The sequence below is a fragment of the Pseudomonas sp. GW823-FHT02C02 genome (genome assembly GCF_058797635.1).
Genome location: NZ_JBXAJV010000002.1, coordinates 109,472 through 130,310, shown reverse-complemented (window position 1 = coordinate 130,310; position 20,839 = coordinate 109,472). Strand labels below are relative to the sequence as shown.

The window sequence follows — 20,839 nt, the reverse complement described above, 5'->3', positions numbered from 1 at the left end:
CGGAAGTGAAATCAGAGGACCATCGCGGCCACCCAGCCGAACGCCAGTAGCGGCAGGTTGTAATGCAGGAAGGTCGGGACCACGGTGTCCCAGATGTGGTGATGCTGGCCATCAATGTTCAGACCGGAGGTCGGGCCCAGCGTCGAGTCCGAGGCCGGCGAACCGGCGTCACCCAACGCGCCGGCCGTGCCGACGATGCACACGATCGCGATCGGGCTGAAACCCAGCTGCACGCACAACGGCACGAAAATCGCCGCCAGGATCGGCACGGTGGAAAACGACGAGCCGATGCCCATGGTCACCAGCAGGCCGACCAGCAACATCAACAGCGCGCCGACGCCTTTGCTGTGCCCGATCCACGACGCCGACGTTTGCACCAGCGTCTGCACCTGACCGGTGGCTTTCATCACTTCGGCGAAACCCGAGGCGGCGATCATGATGAAACCGATCATCGCCATCATTTTCATGCCTTCGGTGAACAGGTCGTCAGTGTCGCGCCACTTCACAATGCCCGACACCGAAAAGATCAGGAAACCCGCCAGCGCACCAATGATCATCGAGTCCAGCAGCAGCTGAATGATGAACGCCGCCGCGATGGCCACACCGGCGACGATCAGGCTCAGCGGGTTGTACTCCACCGCGACTTGCTCGACTTTCTCGATCTTTTCCAGGTCGTAGACGCGCTTCTTGCGATAGCTGATAAACGCCACCGCGAGGCCGACAACCATGCCCAAAGCCGGAATGCCCATGGCATGGGTGACGTTGATGCCGCTGATATCGACGCCGCTGCGCGCAACGTTGGCCAGCAGGATTTCATTCAGAAAGATGTTGCCGAAGCCCACCGGCAGGAACATGTACGGCGTGATCAGGCCGAAGGTCATGACGCAGGCGATCAAGCGGCGATCCAGTTGCAACTTGGTCAGCACATATAGAAGCGGCGGCACCAGCAGCGGAATAAAGGCGATATGTATCGGCAGAATGTTCTGCGAAGCGATGGCCACCACCCACAGCAAGCCGATCAGCAGCCACTTGACCTGGCCGCCACCGCTGGCGTGTTGGCGATCCACCATCAGCAGGGCCTTGTCCGCCAGGGCATGGGCCAGCCCGGACTTGGCAATCGCCACGGCGAACGCACCAAGCAAGGCGTAGGACAACGCCACCGTCGCCCCGCCGCCGAGGCCACTATTAAAGGCCTTCAGGGTGGCATCGATGCCCAGGCCACCGGTCAGCCCCCCCACCAGGGCGCCGACAATCAGCGCGATCACTACGTGCACGCGGGACAGGCTAAGGACCAGCATGACGCCGACCGCGGCAATTACAGCATTAATCATCGTTACCTCAGGGCAAGCGAAATGAGCTCAGCCGGCAGTCTGCGAAGCGCCGCCAGCAGATCAAGGAATGGGTTTTATTAGAGGGCGCGCACTGTGCCGCAGAGTCGGCCCGGTGTCAAAGCGCATGGGCCGACCTGTATGTAACGGGCCACGAAATACCTGTGGCGAGGGAGCTTGCTCCCGTTCGACTGCGCAGCAGGCGTAAAACCTGCCGATGCGTAGTGGCTGACGGAATGCCAGGGGGCGCTTCGCAACCCAACGGGAGCAAGCTCCCTCGCCACAGGAAGCGTTCTCGCCACAAAATCAGCGGCGAGCCTTATTCGGATGCAGGCATAAAGAAAGGTGAATCGTGGCCGTTACAGTGCAAAGTCTCAGATAAATATCGAATAAGGACGTCTCTCCATGTCGCTCAGACAACTTTCCATCCAATGGAAAATCACCCTGCTGGCCGGGCTTTGCCTGGCCGGCATCGTGACCCTGCTGGTGGGTCTTTCGCTGTATCGCATGGAGCACAGCTCCGAGATGGTGAAAGCCTCGAGCATGGAGATGCTCACCGAAGCCGCTCAGGCCCGGATCGAATCCCAGGGTGAAAACCAGGCGCTGGTGATTCGTCAGCAGTTCATGGACGCCTATCAATACGGCCACGGCTTTTCGCGCCAGGTGCTGTTCCTGCGCGACCAGGCGGAAAAGCGTTTTCTGGACGCCTTCGACCTGCGTGAAGACCTGACCCGCCAGGTCAAGTCGGCGCTGCAAGCCAACCCGGATTTGCTCGGCCTGTCCCTGGTATTCGAAGCCAACGCGCTGGACGGCAAGGACGATCTGTTCGCTGGCCAGGCTGAACTGGGCAGCAACGACAAGGGCCGTTTTGCCCTGTATTGGTCGCAACCTGTGCCTGGCAAAGTGACCTCCATGGCGCTGCCGGAAAGCGACATGGCCGACACCAAGGCCGGTCCCAGCGGCGAGCCGGCCAACGCCTGGTTCACCTGCCCGCGCACCACGCTCAAACCGTGCGTGATCGAACCGTATTTCTATGTGATCGACGGCCAGCAGGTGCTGATGACCAGCATCGTGTTCCCGCTGATGGTCAACGGCAAAGTCATCGCTTCGCTGTCGGTGGACATCAACCTCAACAGCTTGCAGGCCATGAGTCAGGGCGCGAGCAAAAAGCTCTACGACGGCCAGACCCGCGTCAGCATCATCAGCCCGGTCGGCTTGCTCGCCGGTTACAGCGCGGACGCCAGCAAACTCAGCCAGCGCCTGGACACCGTGGACACGTCCGACGGCACCGAGCTGATTCGCATGCTCGCGGCCAGCAGCACCACCGAAAGCCTGCACAGCAACCAGCAACTGAAAGTGCTGTCGCCGTTCCAGCCGATTCCCGGCGGGAAATCCTGGGGCGTGTTGCTCGACGTGCCGGAAAAAGTCCTGGTCGGCCCCGCCGAAACCCTGAAAAACCAACTCGATGACAGCAACCGCAGCGGCACCCTGATTGAGCTCGGCCTCGGTGTACTGGCCGCGCTGATTGGCTTGCTGTTGGTGTGGCTGATGGCGCGCAGCGTGACCAGACCGATCCTCGGCGTGGCGCACATGCTCGAAGACATCGCCAGCGGCGAAGGCGACCTGACCCGACGCCTGGCTTACGACAAGCAGGACGAACTGGGCCAGTTGGCTGGCTGGTTCAACCGCTTCCTCGACAAGCTGCAACCGATCATCGCCGAAGTGAAACGCTCGGTGCAGGACGCCCGCAGCACCGCGGATCAATCCTCCGCCATCGCCACGCAGACCAGCGCCGGCATGGAGCAGCAATACCGTCAGGTCGATCAGGTCGCCACCGCCTCCCACGAAATGAGCGCCACCGCCCAGGACGTCGCCCGCAGTGCCGCGCAAGCCGCCCAGGCCGCGAAGGATGCCGACCAAGCGACTCGCCGGGGCCTGACCGTCATCGACCAGACCACCACCAGCATCGGCAACCTCGCCGCCGACATGAGCGCGGCCATGGTGCAAGTGGAAGGCCTGGCGGCCAACAGCGAGAAAATCGGTTCGGTGCTGGAAGTGATTCGCGCCATTGCCGAACAAACCAATCTGCTGGCCCTCAACGCCGCGATCGAAGCGGCCCGCGCCGGTGAGGCCGGACGAGGTTTTGCGGTGGTCGCCGATGAAGTGCGCAACCTGGCGCGACGCACCCAGGAGTCGGTTGAAGAAACCCGCGTTGTGATCGAGCAATTGCAGTGCGGCACGCAGGACGTGGTTGGCTCGATGAACAACAGCCATCGCCAGGCGCAAGGCAGCGTCGAGCAAGTGGGCCAAGCGGTGACAGCGCTGCGCCAGATCGGCGAGGCGGTGACGGTGATCAGCGACATGAACCTGCAGATTGCGTCTGCGGCCGAAGAGCAGAGCGCGGTGGCCGAGGAGATCAACAGCAACGTGGCGACGATTCGCGATGTGACGGAGTCGCTGTCGGGACAGGCGAATGAATCGGCGCGGGTGAGCCAGTCACTCAATAGCCTGGCGAATCAGCAGCAGAGTCTGATGGATCAGTTTCGCGTTTAACGCCGTTATCGCGTCCACTGAAGATCAAAGTGTGGGAGTGAGCCTGCTCGCGATTGCGGTTTGTCAGCCAACAGAGATGTCGACTGACAAACCGCTATCGCGAGCAGGCTCGCTCCTACAGGGATACTCAGCGTTTGGAGAGTTTGATCAGCACTTTCAGGCCGCCCCACTCGCTTTCCTCCAACCGCATCACCGCGCCCCACGTGTCGACGATGTCGCGCACAATCCCAAGCCCCAACCCATGCCCATCCGTCTGTTCATCCAGCCGTGTCCCCCGGTTCAGCACCTGATCGCGCTGCGCCTCGGGAATCCCCGGCCCATCATCTTCCACGCTTAATTCAAACCCTTGCGCCGTCTCGACCACGCTCAACCGAACCTCGGCGTCCGCCCATTTGCAGGCGTTATCCAAGAGATTGCCTAGCAGTTCGAGCAAATCCTCGCGATCCCACGGCAGCTGCAAACCGGTTGGTGCGCGGTAACTCAGGTTCAGGTGTTCGCCGTGAATCATGTTCAACGTCGCCAACAACCCCGGCAGTTCCCCATCGCAATCAAACAGCGCTCCCGGCAGCGCATCGCCGGACAAGCGGGCGCGATTGAGTTCGCGACTGAGCCGCTGCTGGACCTGTTCCAGTTGAGCCTTGAGGAGTTTGCGCAGTTCGGGATAAGCGTCGAGCTTCTCGCTGGAAGCTACGCTCAGCAACACCGCCAACGGCGTTTTCAACGCATGCCCAAGGTTGCCCAGGGCATTGCGTGAACGTTTAAGGCTGTCTTCGGTGTGGGCCAGCAAATGGTTGATCTGCGCCACCAGCGGCTCCAGTTCCACCGGCACCTGGTCATCGAGTTGCGAGCGCTGGCCCTGCTGCAACTGGGCGATTTGCTCGCGGGCCTTTTCCAGTGGGCGCAAGGCGCGGCGCACGGTGATCCGTTGCAGCAGCAGAATCAGCAGCAACCCCGCCAGCCCGAGGCCCAGGCCGACTTGTTGCATGCGCCGAAAACTCTCGCGCACGGGCGTGTAGTCCTGCGCCACACTGATCGAAATCGATTGCCCGAGCCGGCGATAGTCCGAACGCAGCACCAGCAATTGCTGACCTTCCGGCCCCAGTTGCAGGTTGCTGTGCAGGCCGGGATGGTCGAGTGGCGGCAGTTCCTGATCCCACAACGAGCGGGAACGCCAATGCTTGTCGGCGAAATCGATACGGAAGTAGTGCCCGGAAAACGGCCGTTGATAGGCCGGCGACAGGTGCCGCTCATCCAGTTGCAACCCCGCCGGCCCGCGCACCAGCGCCACCAGCAGGTTTTCACTGTCGTTGCGCAAACCGTCTTCGAGGTAACGCTGCAGCCCCTTTTCGAACAACCACAGGCTGGTTTGCGCCAGCACCAGGCCGACGACCACCATCACGCTGATCAGCCCCAGACTCAAGCGGCGCTGAATTGACCTCACTGGGCTTGTCCGCCGAACAGGTAACCCTGGCCGCGACGGGTTTCGATCACACTTTTCCCAAGCTTGCGCCGCAGGTGGTTGACGTGGACTTCGAGCACGTTGGAATCGCGCTCGGTTTCACCGTCGTAGAGGTGTTCGGCGAGGTGGCTTTTGGAAAGGATCTGCTCGGGGTGCAGCATGAAATAGCGCAGCAGGCGAAACTCGGAGGCTGTCAGCTGGATATCGGCACCGTCACGCGTGACGCACTGACGACCTTCATCCAGGTGCAGCCCTGCCGATTTGAGCGTCGGCTGGTTGGCCTGACCGTGGGAGCGCCGCAATAACGCCTGGACCCGCAGGTGCAGCTCTTCGGGGTGGAACGGTTTGGTCAGGTAATCGTCGGCACCGGCCTTGAGGCCTTCGATCCGCTCGGCCCAGGAACCGCGCGCCGTGAGGATCAGCACCGGCGTGACCAGACCACCGGCCCGCCATTGCGCCAGCACCTCAAGCCCCGGCAAACCCGGCAGGCCCAGGTCGAGGATGATCAGGTCATACGGCTCGCTGCTGCCCTGATACACCGCGTCGCGGCCATCGGCCAGCCAGTCCACGGCATACCCCTGCCGGTTGAGGCCGGCCATCAATTCGTCGGCCAGCGGCACGTGGTCTTCCACCAGAAGCAAACGCATCGATCAATCTTCCTTGTCTTTCAGTAACTGGCCAGTGGTGGCGTCGAGGTCCAGTTCACGAACCACCCCTTCGGTAGTCAGCAACTCGACTTCGTAAATGTAGACGTCGTGTTTTTCTTCAAGCTCGGCTTCCAGCAGTTTGGAGCCGGGGTAGCGGTCCAACGCCTGTTTTAACAATTGCTCAAGCGGCAGGATCACGCCTTGCTGGCGCAAGCGCAGGGCTTCGTCCTGATCGAGGTCGCGGGCCATGACGACCGAGCAGAACGCCAGCAGCACCAGCGCCATGCGTGAAAATGAACACACCTTCATTACGTATCCTGATGATCCTTGAGAACCTGGCCGCTGACAGCGTCTAATTCCAGATCCCACTCAATGCCCTGTGGGTCGCGCAGCTCAACCTGGTAGATGTACTTGCCGTACTCTTCTTCCAGCTCGGTTTCGGTGATTTTGGCACCGGGATGTTTGGCCAGAGCGGTGGCGTTGAGCTTCTCGAAAGACACAATGGTACCAGCGTCGCGCAATCGCAGGGCTTCATCGGGGCCTAAATCACGGGCGTGGGCGAGGCTGGCGGTCAGGATAAGGATGGACGCGGTGAACAGGGCAGTCAGGGTTTTCATGGGTGTCTCCGTATTTTTTATGTGTTGCCTACGAGGAGCACCTTAGCGGGCTGAACTTAACTGAAACTGAATTGCCATCATTGGAGCAACCCATAAAACCTGGGCGAACACCGACCCTGTGGGCGCGAGCCTGCTCGCGATAGCGTCATGTCAGTCGACATCTTTAATGCCTGACAGACCGCAATCGCGAGCAGGCTCACGCCCACAGTGTGGATTGGTGGTGTTGCCTGAGCTGTTTATAATCCCCCGCTTGCCCGACATCGAGACCGGTATGACCGCCATCCACATCAAGTTCCCTTCCCTGACCCTCAAGGCCGGCCCGAGGGCCTTGGCACGCATCCGTGAAAACGGTTTGAGCGCCGCCGATGTCGGCACGTTGCCGGGGGCCGCCGGGGGGCCGAAAGCGTTGGGGATTCAAGGTCTGGACCTGGCGTTGTTTGGCGAATGGCTGCCGGCCGCACCGCGCGAGCGTGCGTTGATCGGAGCGTCGGTGGGCTCCTGGCGCTTCGCCAGCGCCTGTCTGCCGGACGCCGCCGAAGGCATCCGGCGCCTCGGTCACCTCTACACCGAGCAGAACTTCGACAAGGGTGTGACCATGGCGCAGATCAGCCAGAGCTCCCGGCGCATGCTCGATGAACTGCTCGACGGTCGCGATGCGTCGATTCTGGACAACGCCCACTACCGCCTGAACATCATGGTGGTCAAAAGCCACGGCTTGCTCGCGGACGATCATCGCGGCCGTCTCGGGCTGGGCCTGTCGTCGGTGATCGCCGACAACCTGCGGGGGCGCGCACGGCTGTCGCGGCATTTCGAACGGCTGATCATCCACGACCCGCGCCTGGCGCCGCCGGTCCATGCACTCAACGACTTCCCGTCACGCTTCGTCGCGCTGAATGCCGGCAACCTGCGTCAGGCGCTGCTTGCGTCGGGCTCGATCCCGATGGTGATGGAAGGCGTGCGTGACCTGCCGGGCGCAGGCGCGGGGACGTTTCGCGATGGCGGCCTGCTCGACTATCACCTCGACCTGCCCTACAGCGGCAAAGACATCGTGCTCTATCCGCATTTCACCGACCGGGTCATTCCCGGCTGGTTCGACAAGACCCTGCCGTGGCGCCGAGCCTGCCCGGCGCGGTTGCAGGATGTCCTGCTGCTGGCGCCATCGAAGGACTACCTGGCGCGCCTGCCCTACGGCAAACTGCCGGACCGCAACGACTTCAAGCGCTTCATGGGCGATGCCCCGAGCCGGCAGAAATACTGGCGTGCGACGATGGACGAAAGCCGTCGCCTGGGTGACGAGTTTCTCGAACTGGCCGCCAATGGTCGCCTCGGCGAGCGCTTGCTGACCCTTTAGTCAGTGTTTTGCCCGGCGCTCTGGTAAACTCGCCGCCTGCCCACATCGCCGCGGCGATCGCCACCTGACAGAGCTGAAATCACTGTGGAAATCTTCAAAGAGTTTACGTTCGAATCCGCCCACCGCCTGCCTCACGTACCGGAAGGCCACAAATGCGGCCGTTTGCACGGCCACTCGTTCAAAGTGGCGATCCACTTGAGCGGCGACCTCGATCCGCACACCGGCTGGATCCGCGACTTCTCGGAAATCAAGGCGATTTTCAAGCCGTTGTACGAGCGCCTCGACCACAACTACCTGAACGATATTCCCGGCCTGGAAAACCCGACCAGCGAAGTGCTGGCCAAGTTCATCTGGAAGGAACTCAAGCCCCTGCTGCCGGAACTCAGCGCGATCCGTATCCACGAGACGTGCACCAGCGGCTGCATCTATCACGGCGAGTAACCCGCTCTAAAAGACAACACAATTCCCCTGTGGGAGCGAGCCTGCTCGCGATAGCGCCCTGTCAGTCACATTGATGCCATGTGTGCCGACGCTATCGCGAGCAGGCTCGCTCCCACAAGGAGCAATGCGTTTCGTCAGTGATACAAAAAACAGCCTTCATTGGCTGTTTTTTTATGCCTATGCTTTTTGGCTCGAACATGCCAAGAGGACATCCCCATGAGGACTGACTGGCCGCTGGCTCAGACCTATCGCTTCAACGGGCATTCCGTTCGCTACGCCGTGCGCGGCGACGGCCCGCCACTGGTGTTTGTGCACGGCACGCCCTTTTCGTCTTACGTGTGGCACCGCATCGCTCCACATTTCATCACCACCCACCGGGTGCATTACTTCGACCTGCTGGGTTATGGGCAATCCGAGAAAATCACCGGCGACGTATCGCTGGGGGTGCAGAACGACCTGTTGGCGAGCTTGCTCGATCACTGGGGCCTGGCGCGGCCGGACGTGGTCGCCCACGACTTTGGCGGTGCCACCGCGCTGCGCGCGCACCTGCTCAACGGCAAGGATTACCGCAGCCTGACATTGATTGATCCGGTGGCGTTGACGCCCTGGGGTTCGCCGTTCGTGCAGCATGTACGCCAGCATGAAGCGGCGTTCAGCGGACTGCCCGATTACATTCAACAGGCGATTGTGCCGGCGTATATTCGCGGGGCGATCAAGCGCGACATCCCCGATGAAGAGCTCGACCCGTATGTACAACCGTGGCTGGGCGATCCCGGGCAAGCGGCGTTCTATCGGCAGATTGCGCAGATGGACGAGCGTTACACCCGCGAGGCTGAGGTGTTGTACCCAACGGTGCGTTGCCCGGTGCAGATTCTGTGGGGCGAGGAGGATCAGTGGATTCCCATCGAGCGTGGACGGGCACTGCATCAGATGATCGCCGGGTCGCAATTTCATGCGGTTCCCAATGCCGGGCACCTGGTTCAGGAGGATGCGCCCGAGGCCATCGTCGCGGCTTTACTGCGGTTCCTGCCCTTAATCCAGCCCTCCTGAAGAAACCGAATCCCTGTGGGAGCGAGCCTGCTCGCGAATGCGGTGTATCAGTCGACATCTACATTGCCTGACACACCGCATTCGTGAGCAGGCTCGCTCCCACATGGGCTCTATATTCCTTCAGGTGCACCGCATTTGTGCCCCTCCCGCGCCAAACTCTCCGCCTCGACTATAAGTAACTGCATATCCAGCCATTGGCACGACCACTGCAACCCCTCCCGCGTCACCCATTCAGCAAGGAACGCCACATGACGCAAAAAGATCCGGGCAACGATTACCCTCTCAGCGAAGTACCGATGCATGCCCGCAAAGGCCTCGCCTCCACCGCCATGGTGCTGCTGGGATTCACCTTCTTCACCGCCACCATGTTCGCCGGCGGCAAGCTCGGCGTGGCGTTCAGTTTTGGCGAGATGATGGCGGTGATTATCGTCGGCAATCTGCTGCTGGGCATCTACGCCGCAAGCCTGGGTTACATCGCCTTCAAGAGCGGCCTCAATTCGGTGCTGATGGGGCGTTTTTGCTTCGGCGAGGTCGGCAGCAAGCTCAGCGACTTGATCCTCGGCTTCACCCAGATCGGCTGGTACGCCTGGGGCACGGCCACGGCCGCCGTGGTGCTGGGCAAGTATTTCGAACTGAGCGAGGGCACCGTTCTGGGCCTGATGGTGCTGTTCGGCCTGGCATTTTGCGCCACCGCGTATGTCGGTTATCGCGGGCTGGAAATCCTTTCGTACATTGCGGTGCCCGCCATGATGTTGCTGCTGATGCTGTCGATGTGGGTCGCCACAGTGAAGGTCGGCGGGCTCGATGGGCTGCTCGCGGTGGTTCCGACGGGAACGCTTGACTGGTCGACCGCGATTACTTTGGTCTTTGGCACCTTTGTCAGCGGCGCCACCCAGGCGACCAACTGGACGCGCTTCTCCCGTTCCGCCCGGGTCGCGGTGCTGGCGAGCCTGATCGGCTTCTTTATCGGCAACGGCCTGATGGTGTTGATCGGGGCCTACGGGGCCATCGTCTACCAGCAACCGGACGTGGTCGAAGTGCTGCTGTTGCAAGGTTTCGCCATGGCCGCGATGGCCATGTTGCTGCTCAACATCTGGAGCACCCAGGACAACACCATCTACAACTTCGCCGTCGCCGGCTGCAACCTGTTGCGCACCGGCCGCCGCAAAACCGTGACCCTGGCCGGCGCGGTGATCGGCACCTTGCTCGCGCTGCTGGGCATGTACGACATGCTTGTGCCGTATCTGATCCTGCTGGGTACGGTCATCCCGCCGATAGGCGGCGTGATCATGGCGGATTTCTTCTACCGCTATCGTGGTCAATATCCTCGTCTGGCCGATGCTCGATTGCCGGCGTTCAACTGGCCCGGTTTGACCGCCTATGCCGTCGGCACCGTCGCCGCATTCAGCTCGCCCTGGATCGCGCCACTGGTAGGGATTGCCGCTGCCGCGCTAACGTATGTGCTATTGACCAGCGTACTGGGTGCCCGTGCCGCTGAAGCTCCCTTACAAGATCTATAAAAGGATTCGCCTGATGCACATCATCAACGCCCGCCTGCGCAACCAAGAAGGCCTGCATGAGTTGCACCTGGAAAACGGCCTGATCCGCACCATCGCCCGCCAGACCGAAGCCCCCACCCTGGGGCCCGACGACCTCGACGCCGGCGGCAACCTGGTGGTGCCGCCCTTTGTCGAGCCGCACATTCACCTCGACGCCACCCTCACCGCTGGCGAGCCACGCTGGAACATGAGTGGCACGCTGTTCGAGGGCATCGAGTGCTGGGGCGAACGCAAGGTCACCATCACCGAGGAAGACACCAAGGCCCGCGCCAAGAAAACCATCCAGACCCTCGCTGCCCACGGCATCCAGCATGTGCGCACCCACGTCGACGTCACCGACCCGCAACTGACTGCGCTCAAGGCAATGCTTGAAGTGCGCGAGGAAAGCCGGCACCTGATCGACCTGCAAATCGTCGCGTTCCCGCAGGAAGGCATCGAGTCCTACCGCAACGGCCGGGAGCTGATGGAAGAAGCGATCCGTATGGGCGCCGATGTGGTGGGGGGCATTCCGCATTTCGAATACACCCGCGATCAGGGCGTCAGCTCAGTGAAGTTTCTGATGGACCTCGCCGAGCGCACCGGCTGCCTGGTGGACGTGCATTGCGACGAAACCGACGACCCGCATTCACGCTTTCTGGAAGTGCTGGCCGAAGAAGCCCGCAGCCGTGGCATGGGTTCGCGGGTGACCGCCAGCCACACCACGGCCATGGGCTCTTACGACAACGCGTACTGCGCCAAACTCTTCCGTCTGCTCGGGCATTCGGGGATCAGTTTCGTCTCCTGCCCCACCGAAAGCATTCACCTGCAAGGGCGCTTCGACACCTTCCCGAAACGCCGCGGTGTGACCCGGGTCAATGAGTTGCTGGAAGCGGGGATGAACGTGTGCTTCGGCCAGGATTCGATCGTTGACCCGTGGTATCCGCTGGGCAACGGCAACATTCTGCGGGTGCTGGAAGCGGGGCTGCATATCTGCCACATGCTGGGGTATCGCAACCTGCAAAGTGCGCTGGACCTGGTCACCGACAACAGCGCCAAGGCCATGAACCTTGGGGACCGTTATGGGCTGGAGGCCGGGCGCCCGGCGAATTTGCTGATTCTGTCGGCGGACAGTGACTACGAGGTGATCCGTAGCCAGGGGTTGCCGTTGTATTCGGTACGCGACGGCAAGGTGTTGATGAAGCGGACGATGCCGGTGGTGGAATGGGCGGGTCAGCTCTGAAATTTCGCTGATTGGGCGTGCCTCTTCGCGAGCAGGCTCGCTCCCACAGGGGGTTTGAGCCGATCACAAAACCCCTGTGGGAGTGAGCCTGCTCGCGATGGCTATCTAATAATCAACCCATCAACCGCGCCGTGCCAAACAGCCTGACCCGACTCAATTTCCCCTCCGACTCTTCCAACAAAACCGGCGCCGTGCCGCCCGGCATGACGACTTTCACTTCACCCGCCGTCACCCAACCCACCCGCCACGCCGCACACGCCACCGCACTGGCGCTGGTGCCTGACGACGCCGTCGGCCCTTCCCCGCGCTCAAACACCCGCGCCACCACTCGCCCCTCTGACTCAAGCATCGCCCATTGCAAATTCACCCCCGCCGGACACGGCTGCCCAGCCCCGGTCGGCGCGGCATAGGCGATACGCATCAAGCCTTGGGCCAAGGGCGATTCTCGCATCTGCTCATTGCTGGGCAACGCGTCGGCATTCGTCAGCAGCGTCACGCAATGGGGATTGCCGATGCGCACAAACTGGCTGCGGTTCCAGGCAGGATCAAGCGCCGACAACGGCTGCACATGGCTGACTTCGCGCTCGTTCAGCGTCACGCGTTCAGCCTCGCGCGCACCCACCGCTTGCGGCCCGAACGAAGGCTTGCCCAAATCCAGCCAGAACCCTTGAACACCGTCGACCTCAGCGGCGTCCACAGTGGTTTCCACCGGTGAAACCGCATCGCGCTTGTCGTGATGAACCCGCAGCAGGCACGCCTGCTCCTCGGGCATCAATCCTTGCTCGCTGAGCGCCTGGGAAAAAATCGTCAGCCCATTGCCACTGCGCTCGGCCAGGGTGCCGTCGGTATTGACGATCAACAGATCAAAGGGTGGCGAGGATTGAAACGGCCCGACCAGCAGCCCGTCGCAGCGATGGTCTTTGCTGCCCGATGGCTGTGAACCGGGCGCCCAACTGCAAAATGCCTCGATAGCGGCCGATGCCCAGTGCTCGCGGATCTGCGCGGCGTCGCGAGCCTGGTCCGGCAAATCGATACCGCGACCGCGCACCTCGTCGGGCGTCACCACCGCGTAGATATTGCCTCGAGCATCGTAGAACGGCGTCATGGATCGGTCCTGAAAGTCAGCTTGAAAAGAGCCCGTACTGTAGGCGTCAACGGCCTACGATGAAATACCGCCCCGGCGTCACGCCAAACGTTCGCCGGAACATCGCAATGAACGCGCTGACATTGTCGTAGCCCAGTTCCAGGGCGATGGTGGTCACCGGTACGTCGGCGGCGAGTAACTCCAGCGCTCGCAGCAAGCGTGCGCGCTGGCGCCATTGGCTGAAGCTGAAGCCGGTTTCATCGACGAAGCGCCGGGCCAGGGTCCGGGCAGACAAACCGGCCCATTGCGCCCACTCGGTGAGCGAACGGTTGTCGGCGAGGTCGTCGGCCAGCGCCTGACTGATCCGCCGCAGACGCGGGTCGAGTGGCAGCGGCAGACCGAAGGGCTCGGCGGGCAGCGCCGCGACCTCATCCACAATCAATTGAGCGATCCGCGCCTGTCGCTGATCCAGCGGTCCCTCGCTCCAGGTCGCCGCCCGGTCGACGGCCTCACGAAGCAAACCCGAAGTCGCAATGATGCAGGGTTGTCCGGGCAATACGACACAGGCCGGCGCGACCACGTAGACACTCCAGCCGTGGAAGGGGCCGTGGGAGCGCAAGCCATGCACACAGTCGGGTGGAATCCACACCGCATGGGTCGCCGGCACCACCCAGTGATGATCTGCCGCCTCCACCGTCAACAGCCCGCGCCGCGCGCCCAACAGTTGCCCGCGCGCATGCCGGTGGGGAGTGCTGGTGCGCTCGATGGGACTGTTCAGGACCGAGGCAATTACCAGCGGCCCGGTGTTGGATCGCGCCTGTTCAACAGATATCAGTGGTTTAGCCATTGGCAGTTTCACGTTATCGAATGACCCGGATAGCGCAGTTTAGCCATGAGCAACGGATTAGTCTGGGCACTCATTCACCGGAGTCTCAACCATGCGCGCCGAAGACCTGCTTCCCGACGATCTGAACCAAGGCCAATTCAATGGATCTGTCGTGCGCAAAGGCACGGTCGGGGCCTTTCTGATCAATGCCCGGATGCTGATCGATTCCCAGACACCCGAGGATCAACGCACGGCCGCCACGCAAGACATTCTCCAGGCGTTGCCGGCGCTACGTGCCCTAGGCCTGTTCGAACTGATGCAGGTGCGCGATCCACTGGTTCGGGCGTTGTGTGAGCAAGAGCCGGGCGTTCCTCCAGTCACTCAGTTATAAATCCCTCGCCACTTATTGCGAACAAGTCTGCCAGATCTGTCAGTTATGACAGCAGACAAGCCTTCGCCTCCGAGCCAGAGTGAAGCTCCTGATGCACGTTCGGAGGAAGGTCATGAAACGGGCTTCCCTAGTGTCCCTGCTCATTGCCCTGGTACTCGGCGGAGTAACTGCAGGCGTCAAATTGGTCTACGACGTCGTACCCAACCCCATGGCCGAAAACAATCGCAATGAACCGCTGTTCCTCAGAGGCCGGAGCGAATGCCGCCATGATTGTGGCGCCTGCGATAAGGGCGACACCTTCCTCGATGGCAACGCCGATCTAAAGACCGACAACCCGCGCGTGTTCGAAACCTTCAACGCCGAATTCATCACGCTGCGCGACGATTATGCCGTGGGCTCGTCGCTGGAACTGGGGGCCTGGGATCCTCGTCATGCCGTGGCATTGGCCCACAGACCTGCGCAGAACCAATGGAACGGTTCGATTGATGTGCCGGCGGATCAAGACATCCTGTGGAAATGCATCGAGCGCAATAACGACGCGTCGCACGCCGTGCGTTGGCAGCCAGGACCAAACGTCAGCTTCACCAGCGGCACCGAGAGCGAGACAAGAGGCACCTTCTAGATTGGCGTTGCAGGTCTGAAAAGAGGGCACGACATGAGCAGCCGATACCCGATCTCTCCCATGGAAACGCTATACAGCGAGGGCCGGAAATCCTTCATCGACCTGGTTCCTGACGGCGCAACTCGCCTGGAAGCACTGTTCAGAACGGTTCCGGCCCTGGGCGAACTGGCGGTGGGTGTTGTTTACGGTTATTTGCATGACCGTTCTGACTTGGATCCTCGTCTGCGTGAAGCGGTGTCGTTTGCTGCGATTGTCGCGGCGGGCATGGTCGGGCCACCGTTGAGTGTGCATTTCAAGACGGGGCTGGCCTCGGGGCTCGCACCGGCAGAACTGACGGGAATATTGCTGCAGGCTTCAGCCTTCGCCGGTTTTCCGAGAGCGGTGGCTGCGGCCGATCAGCTCAATCGACTGTTTGACGAAGCCGCAATTGTTTCGCCGCCTCCCCCCACACCGCGCGAGGTAGCGCTGGCGTTTTGTGAGCAAGTGCGCAATGGCAAATCAGCCGTCCCCCTGAGTGCTGCGATCAAACGCCTGTTACGCCGCTCGCTGCGCCTTTCGATCCAGGCGACAACAGCCGGCACCGTCATTGTTGAATGTTTCGACGACGAGCCCTCCCTTCCTGCCGCGCTCTTGCACATTCAAGTGCAAGGAACGCAGATCGTCTCGGTGACACGTTTTATTGCTCGTTGATCGACAACCGTTCGTGACCACAGTCAGTGCGTCGGAAAATACCGCTGCAAACCTTCAGAATCCATACGTTGTCGCCTGCACAGGCGATTAACTCGCGGCCTGCGCTCGCGACAGAGGGTCAGGCTATGCAAGGATGTCGCCCTGCCTGACCGCAAACCGCTGTGGACGCTGACCGAACCCTATGGGTCAGTCACTGTCCCTTTGGGAGTGCGACGTTTTTTTGCCAAGGATCGATATGACCAGCCTCAATACCCAAGCCTCATTTGTTCCCGGACGCCTGGAGCAGATGTCCACCCGCATCGCCTTTTTCATTGCCGGTCTTGGCATCGCCGCCTGGGCGCCGCTGGTGCCTTATGCCAAGGCACGGGCCGGGCTCGACGAAGGGACGCTCGGGTTGTTGCTGTTGTGCCTGGGGGTGGGCTCGATTCTGGCGATGCCGATAGCTGGCCTGCTCGCCACGCGTTTCGGCTGCCGTCGGGTGGCAACCGGGGGGACGTTGTTGATTTGCGCGGCGTTGCCGTTGTTGGCCACCGTGTCGTCAATACCGGCATTGATCGCCACGCTGTTCATGTTCGGCGCGGGCCTGGGCACGGTGGACTCGACGGTGAACCTGCAAGCGGTGATCGTCGAGCGGGCCAGCGGCAAGAACATGATGTCGGGGTTTCACGGGATGTTCAGCCTCGGCGGGATTGTCGGCGCGGCGGGTGTCAGCGCCCTGCTCGGCTTGGGTCTGTCGCCGTTGGGGGCGATGGCGGTGGTGATCGTGGTTCTTGTGCTGGCCTTGCTCAAAGCCGCGCCGCACCTGTTGCCTTACGGCAGCGAAAGCTCGGGACCGGCGTTTGCCGTGCCCCATGGCATCGTGCTGTTTATTGGCGGCATGTGTTTCATCGTGTTCCTGGCCGAAGGCGCGGCGCTCGACTGGAGCGCGGTGTTCCTGGCGCAGGAACGCGGGATTGACACGGCGTATGCGGGGCTCGGTTACGCCGCGTTTGCGCTGACCATGACCGCCGGACGGCTGACCGGGGACCGGATTGTCCGACGCCTGGGCGCGACGCGGGTGATGGTGTTCGGCGGCCTGATGGCGGCGGCGGGTTTGGCATTGGCGACGTTTGCGCCGGCCTGGGAGGCGGCACTGGTCGGGTATGCGTTATTGGGTGCGGGCTGCTCGAACATCGTGCCGGTGCTGTACACCGCGGTCGGGAAACAGACGGTCATGCCTGAGCACATTGCAGTGCCGGCCATTACCACATTGGGCTACGCGGGAATTCTCGCGGGCCCGGCAGTGATCGGCTTTATCGCCCATGGCAGCAGCTTGAGTTTTGCCTTCGGGTTGATGGCGGTGTTGCTGGTGGCGGTAGCCATTGGCGGGAAAGTGTTGAAGGTTTGAAAGCTTCGCGGGCAAGCCTCGCTCCTACAGGTTCGGTGATCCCTGTAAGAGCGAGGCTTGCCCGCGAATGAAGGCGACTCGGGCTATCAGAACCCGACGCTGGCCTGCACAAAGAACGTGCGTGGTGCACCGACGTACATCCCCGAGTTGTTGTCGCTGGAGCGGGTGAAGTACTGCTTGTCGAAGATGTTTTTTACCCCGGCCCCGAGCTTCAGATTCGACAACTGCGCGCCGAAGTCATACCCACCGCGCACGTTCCAGGTTACGTAGCCCGGAATGTCGCCGTACTGACCATCAGCAGAGCCTTCGGTGATGTAGTTGTTGGTGAAGCTGCCATCGGCGTTCACCGCAACGCCCGGTGAGCGCTGCTTGGACTGGGCAAACGCGTCGAGGTTGTAGGTCCAGCGGTTGATGTCGTAACGCAGGCCGGCGGTCGCCACCTGGCGCGAATAGAACGGCAGGTCACGGCCCTTGAAGCCTGGAATTTCACCTTCATACACGGCGCGGGTGTAAGTGAACCCGGCGTTGGCGGTCAGGCCGTCGAGCCGTGGGTCCAGTGCCGCCATGTTGTAGTGCACCGACGCCTCGATGCCCTGGTGCGTGGTCGCGCCGAGGTTGGTCCAGCCCGCGTCATTGCTGATGTATTGCAACTCTTTATCGAAGTCGATGTAGAACGCCGTCAACTCACCGCCCCACACCTCATTGTTGTAGCGCGTGCCGACTTCATAAGTCTTGGCCTTTTCCGGCTCCAGGCCATTGGCGGGTTCATCCCCCGTGCCCCCCTGACCCAGCTGGAAATACTGCAGACTGCCGAACGAGGTTTCGTAGTTGGCGAACAGCTTCCACTCCTCCGACAGGTGATACATCACGCTCAGGGCAGGCAGTGGCTCGTTGCTTTCGATGCTGCGGTTTTTCTCCGGTACACGTCTGCCGGCGGTGTCGAGCACGGCGCGGTCGTGCCAGTCGGTGCTGATGTGTTCGAAGCGGATGCCGGGCGTAATCGTCCAGTTACCGACGTCGATCTTGTTGTCGACGTACACCGAGTTGGCTTCAGTGCCGCCGGTACGATCCTGGTACACATGGCCGTCCGAACCAGGACGAATCACTGGCTCGTTGTTGACCAGCGCCAGGCGGCTCGCCTGCTCGTGCATGCCCTCCTTGAGGTAGCGATAACCGACACTGACTTCCTGGGTGGTCGGGCCGACGTCAAACACACGGGACACCCGCGGTTCTATACCGAAGGTGTAATACGTGCGCGGGAACGAGCCCAGGGTTTGCTGATTGCGAGCCGCTATATTGCTGCCACGGAAGCTGTCGGTGTAGTACGTCAGCACTTCGGCCTGAGTGCGATCATCGAGCTGCCGCGTCCACTTGAACGAGACATCCTTGCGGCGCCCGCTGAAGTTGTCGTTATTGCGGTCGGACTGAAACGGATTGGCGTCGTACTGTGCCTGGGTCAGGCCGCCGGGCATGTCGGCGCTGGCGTCGTAGTAGTGAAAGTTGAGGCTGAAATCGTCGACATCGGTGGGCGCCCAGTGCGTCTTGAGCATCACGTCATCGATGTCATTGCCGTTGTTGCGCTCGCGATAACCGTTGCCGTTCACGCCGGAATACAACAGCGCCATGCCGATGCCATTGTCGGCGGTGCCGCCGAGGAATGCGGTGTCGATGTGCTTCCAGCCGCCGTGCCGGGAGGTTTCCAGGGTGGTGCCGATTTCACCGGTGGCTTTTTCCGGGATCGCGCGCGTCACGAAGTTGATCACGCCACCGACGTTCTGCGGTCCATACCGCACGGAACCGGCGCCGCGCACCACGTCGATGCTGTCGAGGTTGCCGGAGGAAATCGGCGCCATGGACAGTTGCGGCTGGCCGTAGGGCGCGAAGGCTGCCGGTATGCCGTCGATCAGCACGGTGGAGCGTGGCGACAGGCGCGAGGTCAGGCCGCGCACGCCGACGTTCAGGGAAATGTCGCTGCCGCCGGTGCCGTTGGCGTCCTGCACTTGCACGCCGGGCACGCGCTTCAATACGTCGCCGACGTTCATGGCGCCCTGCTCGACCATCGCTTCGCGGCGGATCACGGTACGTGCGCCGGGATGGTTCTGCACCACCGCAGCGTCGGCATCGCCGAGCCAGTCGCCGACCACTTTGATGTCGGTCATGCCCAGCTCGATCGGGCCGGCCGTTGCGGAAGTCGGCGCCGGCATCAGGGTCACCGAGCCTTGATCGATCTGGTATTGCAGGCCGCTGCCTTGCAGCAATTGGCGCAAGGCCTGTTCCGGCGAGAGGTCGCCGTCGACGGCGGGGGCCTGTTTGCCGGCCACCAGCTCAGGACTGAAGAAAACCTGCAACGACGTTTGCTGACCCAGCTCACTCAAGGCCTGGCCCAACGGTTGCGCGGGAATATGAATGCCGTCGGCGGCAAATGCCTGGGGAAGCGCGGCACTGACGGCCAGCGCGAGCGCAAGCCGCAGCCAAGGTGACTTATTGTTTTTAGCGGTGGTTTTCTTCACGTCGAACATTGTCCTGTAGATCGCAAGAGTGTGCGGCTGTTAATGCAAACCAGTTGCAGTTGGACAAGAAGACGAAGAACTCAAAAAAAACCTGAATCGGTTTGGAAATTAATTGGAAATTATTTCCTGACTGCCGTCATCGAGGGTCCGCACGCCCACCGGAAGGATGCTCGGCAAGGCCTTGAGCAGCGCGTCGGTGTTGTCTGCTTTGAACACGCTGGTAAGGCGCAGATTGCCCACTTTGTCGTTGCCGACCGTCAGCGGCTTCTCGCGGTAGCGCGAGACTTCTGCGGCGACATCGGCAAGGCTGGCGTTGTTGAACACCAGTTTGCCGCTGCGCCACGCGGTCAGTTCCGCCGGATTGACCGCATAAGCGGCGGCAACCACGCCTTTGGCATCGACACGAGTGCCGAGGCCGGCGGTGAGGCTGATCACATCAGGTCCCTGCCCCTGAACCTTGACCGTGCCCTGCTCCACCGCGACCCGGGTTTCGGTCAGGTCCCGGCGCACATCGAAACGCGTGCCGGTGACCGTCACCTTGCCGCTACCCGCCTCGACCACGAACGGCCGGCGGCTGTCATGCTCGACGCTGAACAGGGCTTCGCCTTCCATCAGCTCGATGCCGCGCCGGTCTTTTTCATAGCGCACCTGCACGCGGCTGCGACTGTTCAGGTCGATCACCGAACCGTCGGGCAACGCCACATGACGACGCTCGCCCAAGGCCGTGGAATAGTCGGCCGTGTAGGTCGTCGGGTGATTCAACCCGCTGAACAACCCCAAGCCGAGCGCCACGGCCAGCACACTGGCCGCCACCGCATAACGCACCAGCGGCTGACGCTTGCGACGTGCCGGCGGCGTTTCGCACAGGGCTTGCAGACGCTTGGCGGGCAGCAGATCGGCGGCCGTCCATAAGCCCTGCAGCACCTGGAATTCGTCGCGATGTTGGGGATGTTCAGCCAGCCAGGCTTCGAAACGCCGATACGCTTCGACGTCCACGGCCGGTTCCTGCAAACGCACAAACCAGCGCACCGCATCGTCGCGCACCGTTGTTTGCCCGCACGCACAATCACGAGTATCCATCATGGAAGTTCCTGTTTGGCTGGGG

Annotated in this window: 19 protein-coding genes and 1 pseudogene; 11 read left to right on the top strand and 9 right to left on the bottom strand. The window is 61.8% G+C overall.

Features of this window, described 5'->3' with window-relative positions; genetic code table 11:
- Nucleotides 1-11 precede the first annotated feature (11 nt).
- Nucleotides 12-1,328, bottom strand: coding sequence for a Na+/H+ antiporter family protein (locus AC1ROI_RS03330; protein ID WP_162179694.1), 1,317 nt, complete (start codon nt 1,326-1,328; stop codon nt 12-14).
- A gap of 405 nt (nt 1,329-1,733) precedes the next feature.
- Here AC1ROI_RS03330 and AC1ROI_RS03325 point away from each other — a divergent pair.
- Both AC1ROI_RS03325 and AC1ROI_RS03320 read left to right on the top strand, forming a co-directional pair.
- Nucleotides 1,734-3,023, top strand: a pseudogene (locus AC1ROI_RS03325) (methyl-accepting chemotaxis protein); the annotation flags it as partial.
- Between the two features lie 102 nt (nt 3,024-3,125).
- Nucleotides 3,126-3,881: a methyl-accepting chemotaxis protein gene (locus AC1ROI_RS03320; RefSeq protein ID WP_370654464.1), complete on the top strand. Its 756-nt coding sequence runs from the start codon at nt 3,126-3,128 to the stop codon at nt 3,879-3,881.
- Nucleotides 3,882-4,008: 127 nt separating this feature from the next.
- Here AC1ROI_RS03320 and AC1ROI_RS03315 read toward each other — a convergent pair whose 3' ends face one another.
- From AC1ROI_RS03315 to AC1ROI_RS03300, 4 genes are read right to left on the bottom strand one after another with little or no spacing between them, the layout of a single operon-like run.
- Entirely contained in the window at nt 4,009-5,322 is a 1,314-nt protein-coding gene (locus AC1ROI_RS03315; RefSeq protein WP_102595452.1) for a sensor histidine kinase, read from the bottom strand.
- On the bottom strand, nt 5,319-5,987 hold the full coding sequence (locus tag AC1ROI_RS03310) for a response regulator transcription factor (RefSeq protein ID WP_010458558.1): 669 nt from the start codon (nt 5,985-5,987) through the stop codon (nt 5,319-5,321). The genes AC1ROI_RS03315 and AC1ROI_RS03310 overlap by 4 nt, the downstream gene beginning before the upstream one ends.
- Before the next feature lie 3 nt (nt 5,988-5,990).
- Nucleotides 5,991-6,296, bottom strand: coding sequence for a PepSY domain-containing protein (locus AC1ROI_RS03305; protein ID WP_010458557.1), 306 nt, complete (start codon nt 6,294-6,296; stop codon nt 5,991-5,993).
- The gene (locus AC1ROI_RS03300) at nt 6,296-6,604 is read right to left on the bottom strand and encodes a PepSY domain-containing protein (protein ID WP_102595451.1); all 309 of its coding nucleotides are present in this window, start codon (nt 6,602-6,604) and stop codon (nt 6,296-6,298) included. The genes AC1ROI_RS03305 and AC1ROI_RS03300 overlap by 1 nt, the downstream gene beginning before the upstream one ends.
- Before the next feature lie 271 nt (nt 6,605-6,875).
- Between AC1ROI_RS03300 and AC1ROI_RS03295 the strand changes: the two genes are divergently transcribed.
- The 5 genes from AC1ROI_RS03295 to codA all read left to right on the top strand — a co-directional run bounded on the left by AC1ROI_RS03295 (nt 6,876) and on the right by codA (nt 12,224).
- Nucleotides 6,876-7,955, top strand: coding sequence for a hypothetical protein (locus tag AC1ROI_RS03295; protein WP_102595450.1), 1,080 nt, complete (start codon nt 6,876-6,878; stop codon nt 7,953-7,955).
- An 84-nt stretch (nt 7,956-8,039) separates the two neighbouring features.
- Nucleotides 8,040-8,396, top strand: coding sequence for a 6-carboxytetrahydropterin synthase QueD (queD, locus tag AC1ROI_RS03290; RefSeq protein WP_008152165.1), 357 nt, complete (start codon nt 8,040-8,042; stop codon nt 8,394-8,396).
- A 216-nt stretch (nt 8,397-8,612) separates the two neighbouring features.
- Nucleotides 8,613-9,446 (top strand): alpha/beta fold hydrolase, encoded by an 834-nt coding sequence (locus AC1ROI_RS03285; protein ID WP_010458544.1) that lies wholly within the window; start codon nt 8,613-8,615, stop codon nt 9,444-9,446.
- A 248-nt stretch (nt 9,447-9,694) separates the two neighbouring features.
- Entirely contained in the window at nt 9,695-10,966 is a 1,272-nt protein-coding gene (gene codB, locus AC1ROI_RS03280; RefSeq protein WP_010458543.1) for a cytosine permease, read from the top strand.
- A 13-nt stretch (nt 10,967-10,979) separates the two neighbouring features.
- Nucleotides 10,980-12,224 (top strand): cytosine deaminase, encoded by a 1,245-nt coding sequence (codA, locus tag AC1ROI_RS03275; protein ID WP_010458540.1) that lies wholly within the window; start codon nt 10,980-10,982, stop codon nt 12,222-12,224.
- A gap of 112 nt (nt 12,225-12,336) precedes the next feature.
- On the opposite strand, the gene AC1ROI_RS03270 is transcribed toward codA, so the two are convergent.
- Both AC1ROI_RS03270 and AC1ROI_RS03265 read right to left on the bottom strand, forming a co-directional pair.
- Nucleotides 12,337-13,329, bottom strand: a complete 993-nt coding sequence (locus tag AC1ROI_RS03270) for a diaminopimelate epimerase (protein WP_102599429.1) — start codon at nt 13,327-13,329, stop codon at nt 12,337-12,339.
- A 46-nt stretch (nt 13,330-13,375) separates the two neighbouring features.
- Complete coding sequence (locus AC1ROI_RS03265; protein WP_102594615.1) at nt 13,376-14,155, bottom strand: AraC family transcriptional regulator; 780 nt, start codon at nt 14,153-14,155, stop codon at nt 13,376-13,378.
- Nucleotides 14,156-14,246: 91 nt separating this feature from the next.
- Between AC1ROI_RS03265 and AC1ROI_RS03260 the strand changes: the two genes are divergently transcribed.
- From AC1ROI_RS03260 to AC1ROI_RS03245, 4 genes are all read left to right on the top strand, one after another.
- The gene (locus AC1ROI_RS03260) at nt 14,247-14,525 is read left to right on the top strand and encodes a hypothetical protein (protein WP_102594616.1); all 279 of its coding nucleotides are present in this window, start codon (nt 14,247-14,249) and stop codon (nt 14,523-14,525) included.
- Nucleotides 14,526-14,637: 112 nt separating this feature from the next.
- The gene (locus AC1ROI_RS03255) at nt 14,638-15,147 is read left to right on the top strand and encodes a carbohydrate-binding module family 20 domain-containing protein (RefSeq protein ID WP_158243829.1); all 510 of its coding nucleotides are present in this window, start codon (nt 14,638-14,640) and stop codon (nt 15,145-15,147) included.
- Nucleotides 15,148-15,180: 33 nt separating this feature from the next.
- Nucleotides 15,181-15,837 (top strand): carboxymuconolactone decarboxylase family protein, encoded by a 657-nt coding sequence (locus AC1ROI_RS03250; RefSeq protein ID WP_102594618.1) that lies wholly within the window; start codon nt 15,181-15,183, stop codon nt 15,835-15,837.
- 235 nt (nt 15,838-16,072) lie between these two features.
- On the top strand, nt 16,073-17,224 hold the full coding sequence (locus AC1ROI_RS03245; RefSeq protein ID WP_083374629.1) for an MFS transporter: 1,152 nt from the start codon (nt 16,073-16,075) through the stop codon (nt 17,222-17,224).
- 86 nt (nt 17,225-17,310) lie between these two features.
- Here the strand turns inward: AC1ROI_RS03245 and AC1ROI_RS03240 are convergent, their stop codons facing one another.
- On the bottom strand, nt 17,311-19,734 hold the full coding sequence (locus tag AC1ROI_RS03240) for a TonB-dependent siderophore receptor (RefSeq protein ID WP_102594638.1): 2,424 nt from the start codon (nt 19,732-19,734) through the stop codon (nt 17,311-17,313).
- A 108-nt stretch (nt 19,735-19,842) separates the two neighbouring features.
- Nucleotides 19,843-20,817 (bottom strand): FecR family protein, encoded by a 975-nt coding sequence (locus AC1ROI_RS03235; RefSeq protein WP_102594619.1) that lies wholly within the window; start codon nt 20,815-20,817, stop codon nt 19,843-19,845.
- Nucleotides 20,818-20,839: the final 22 nt, after the last annotated feature.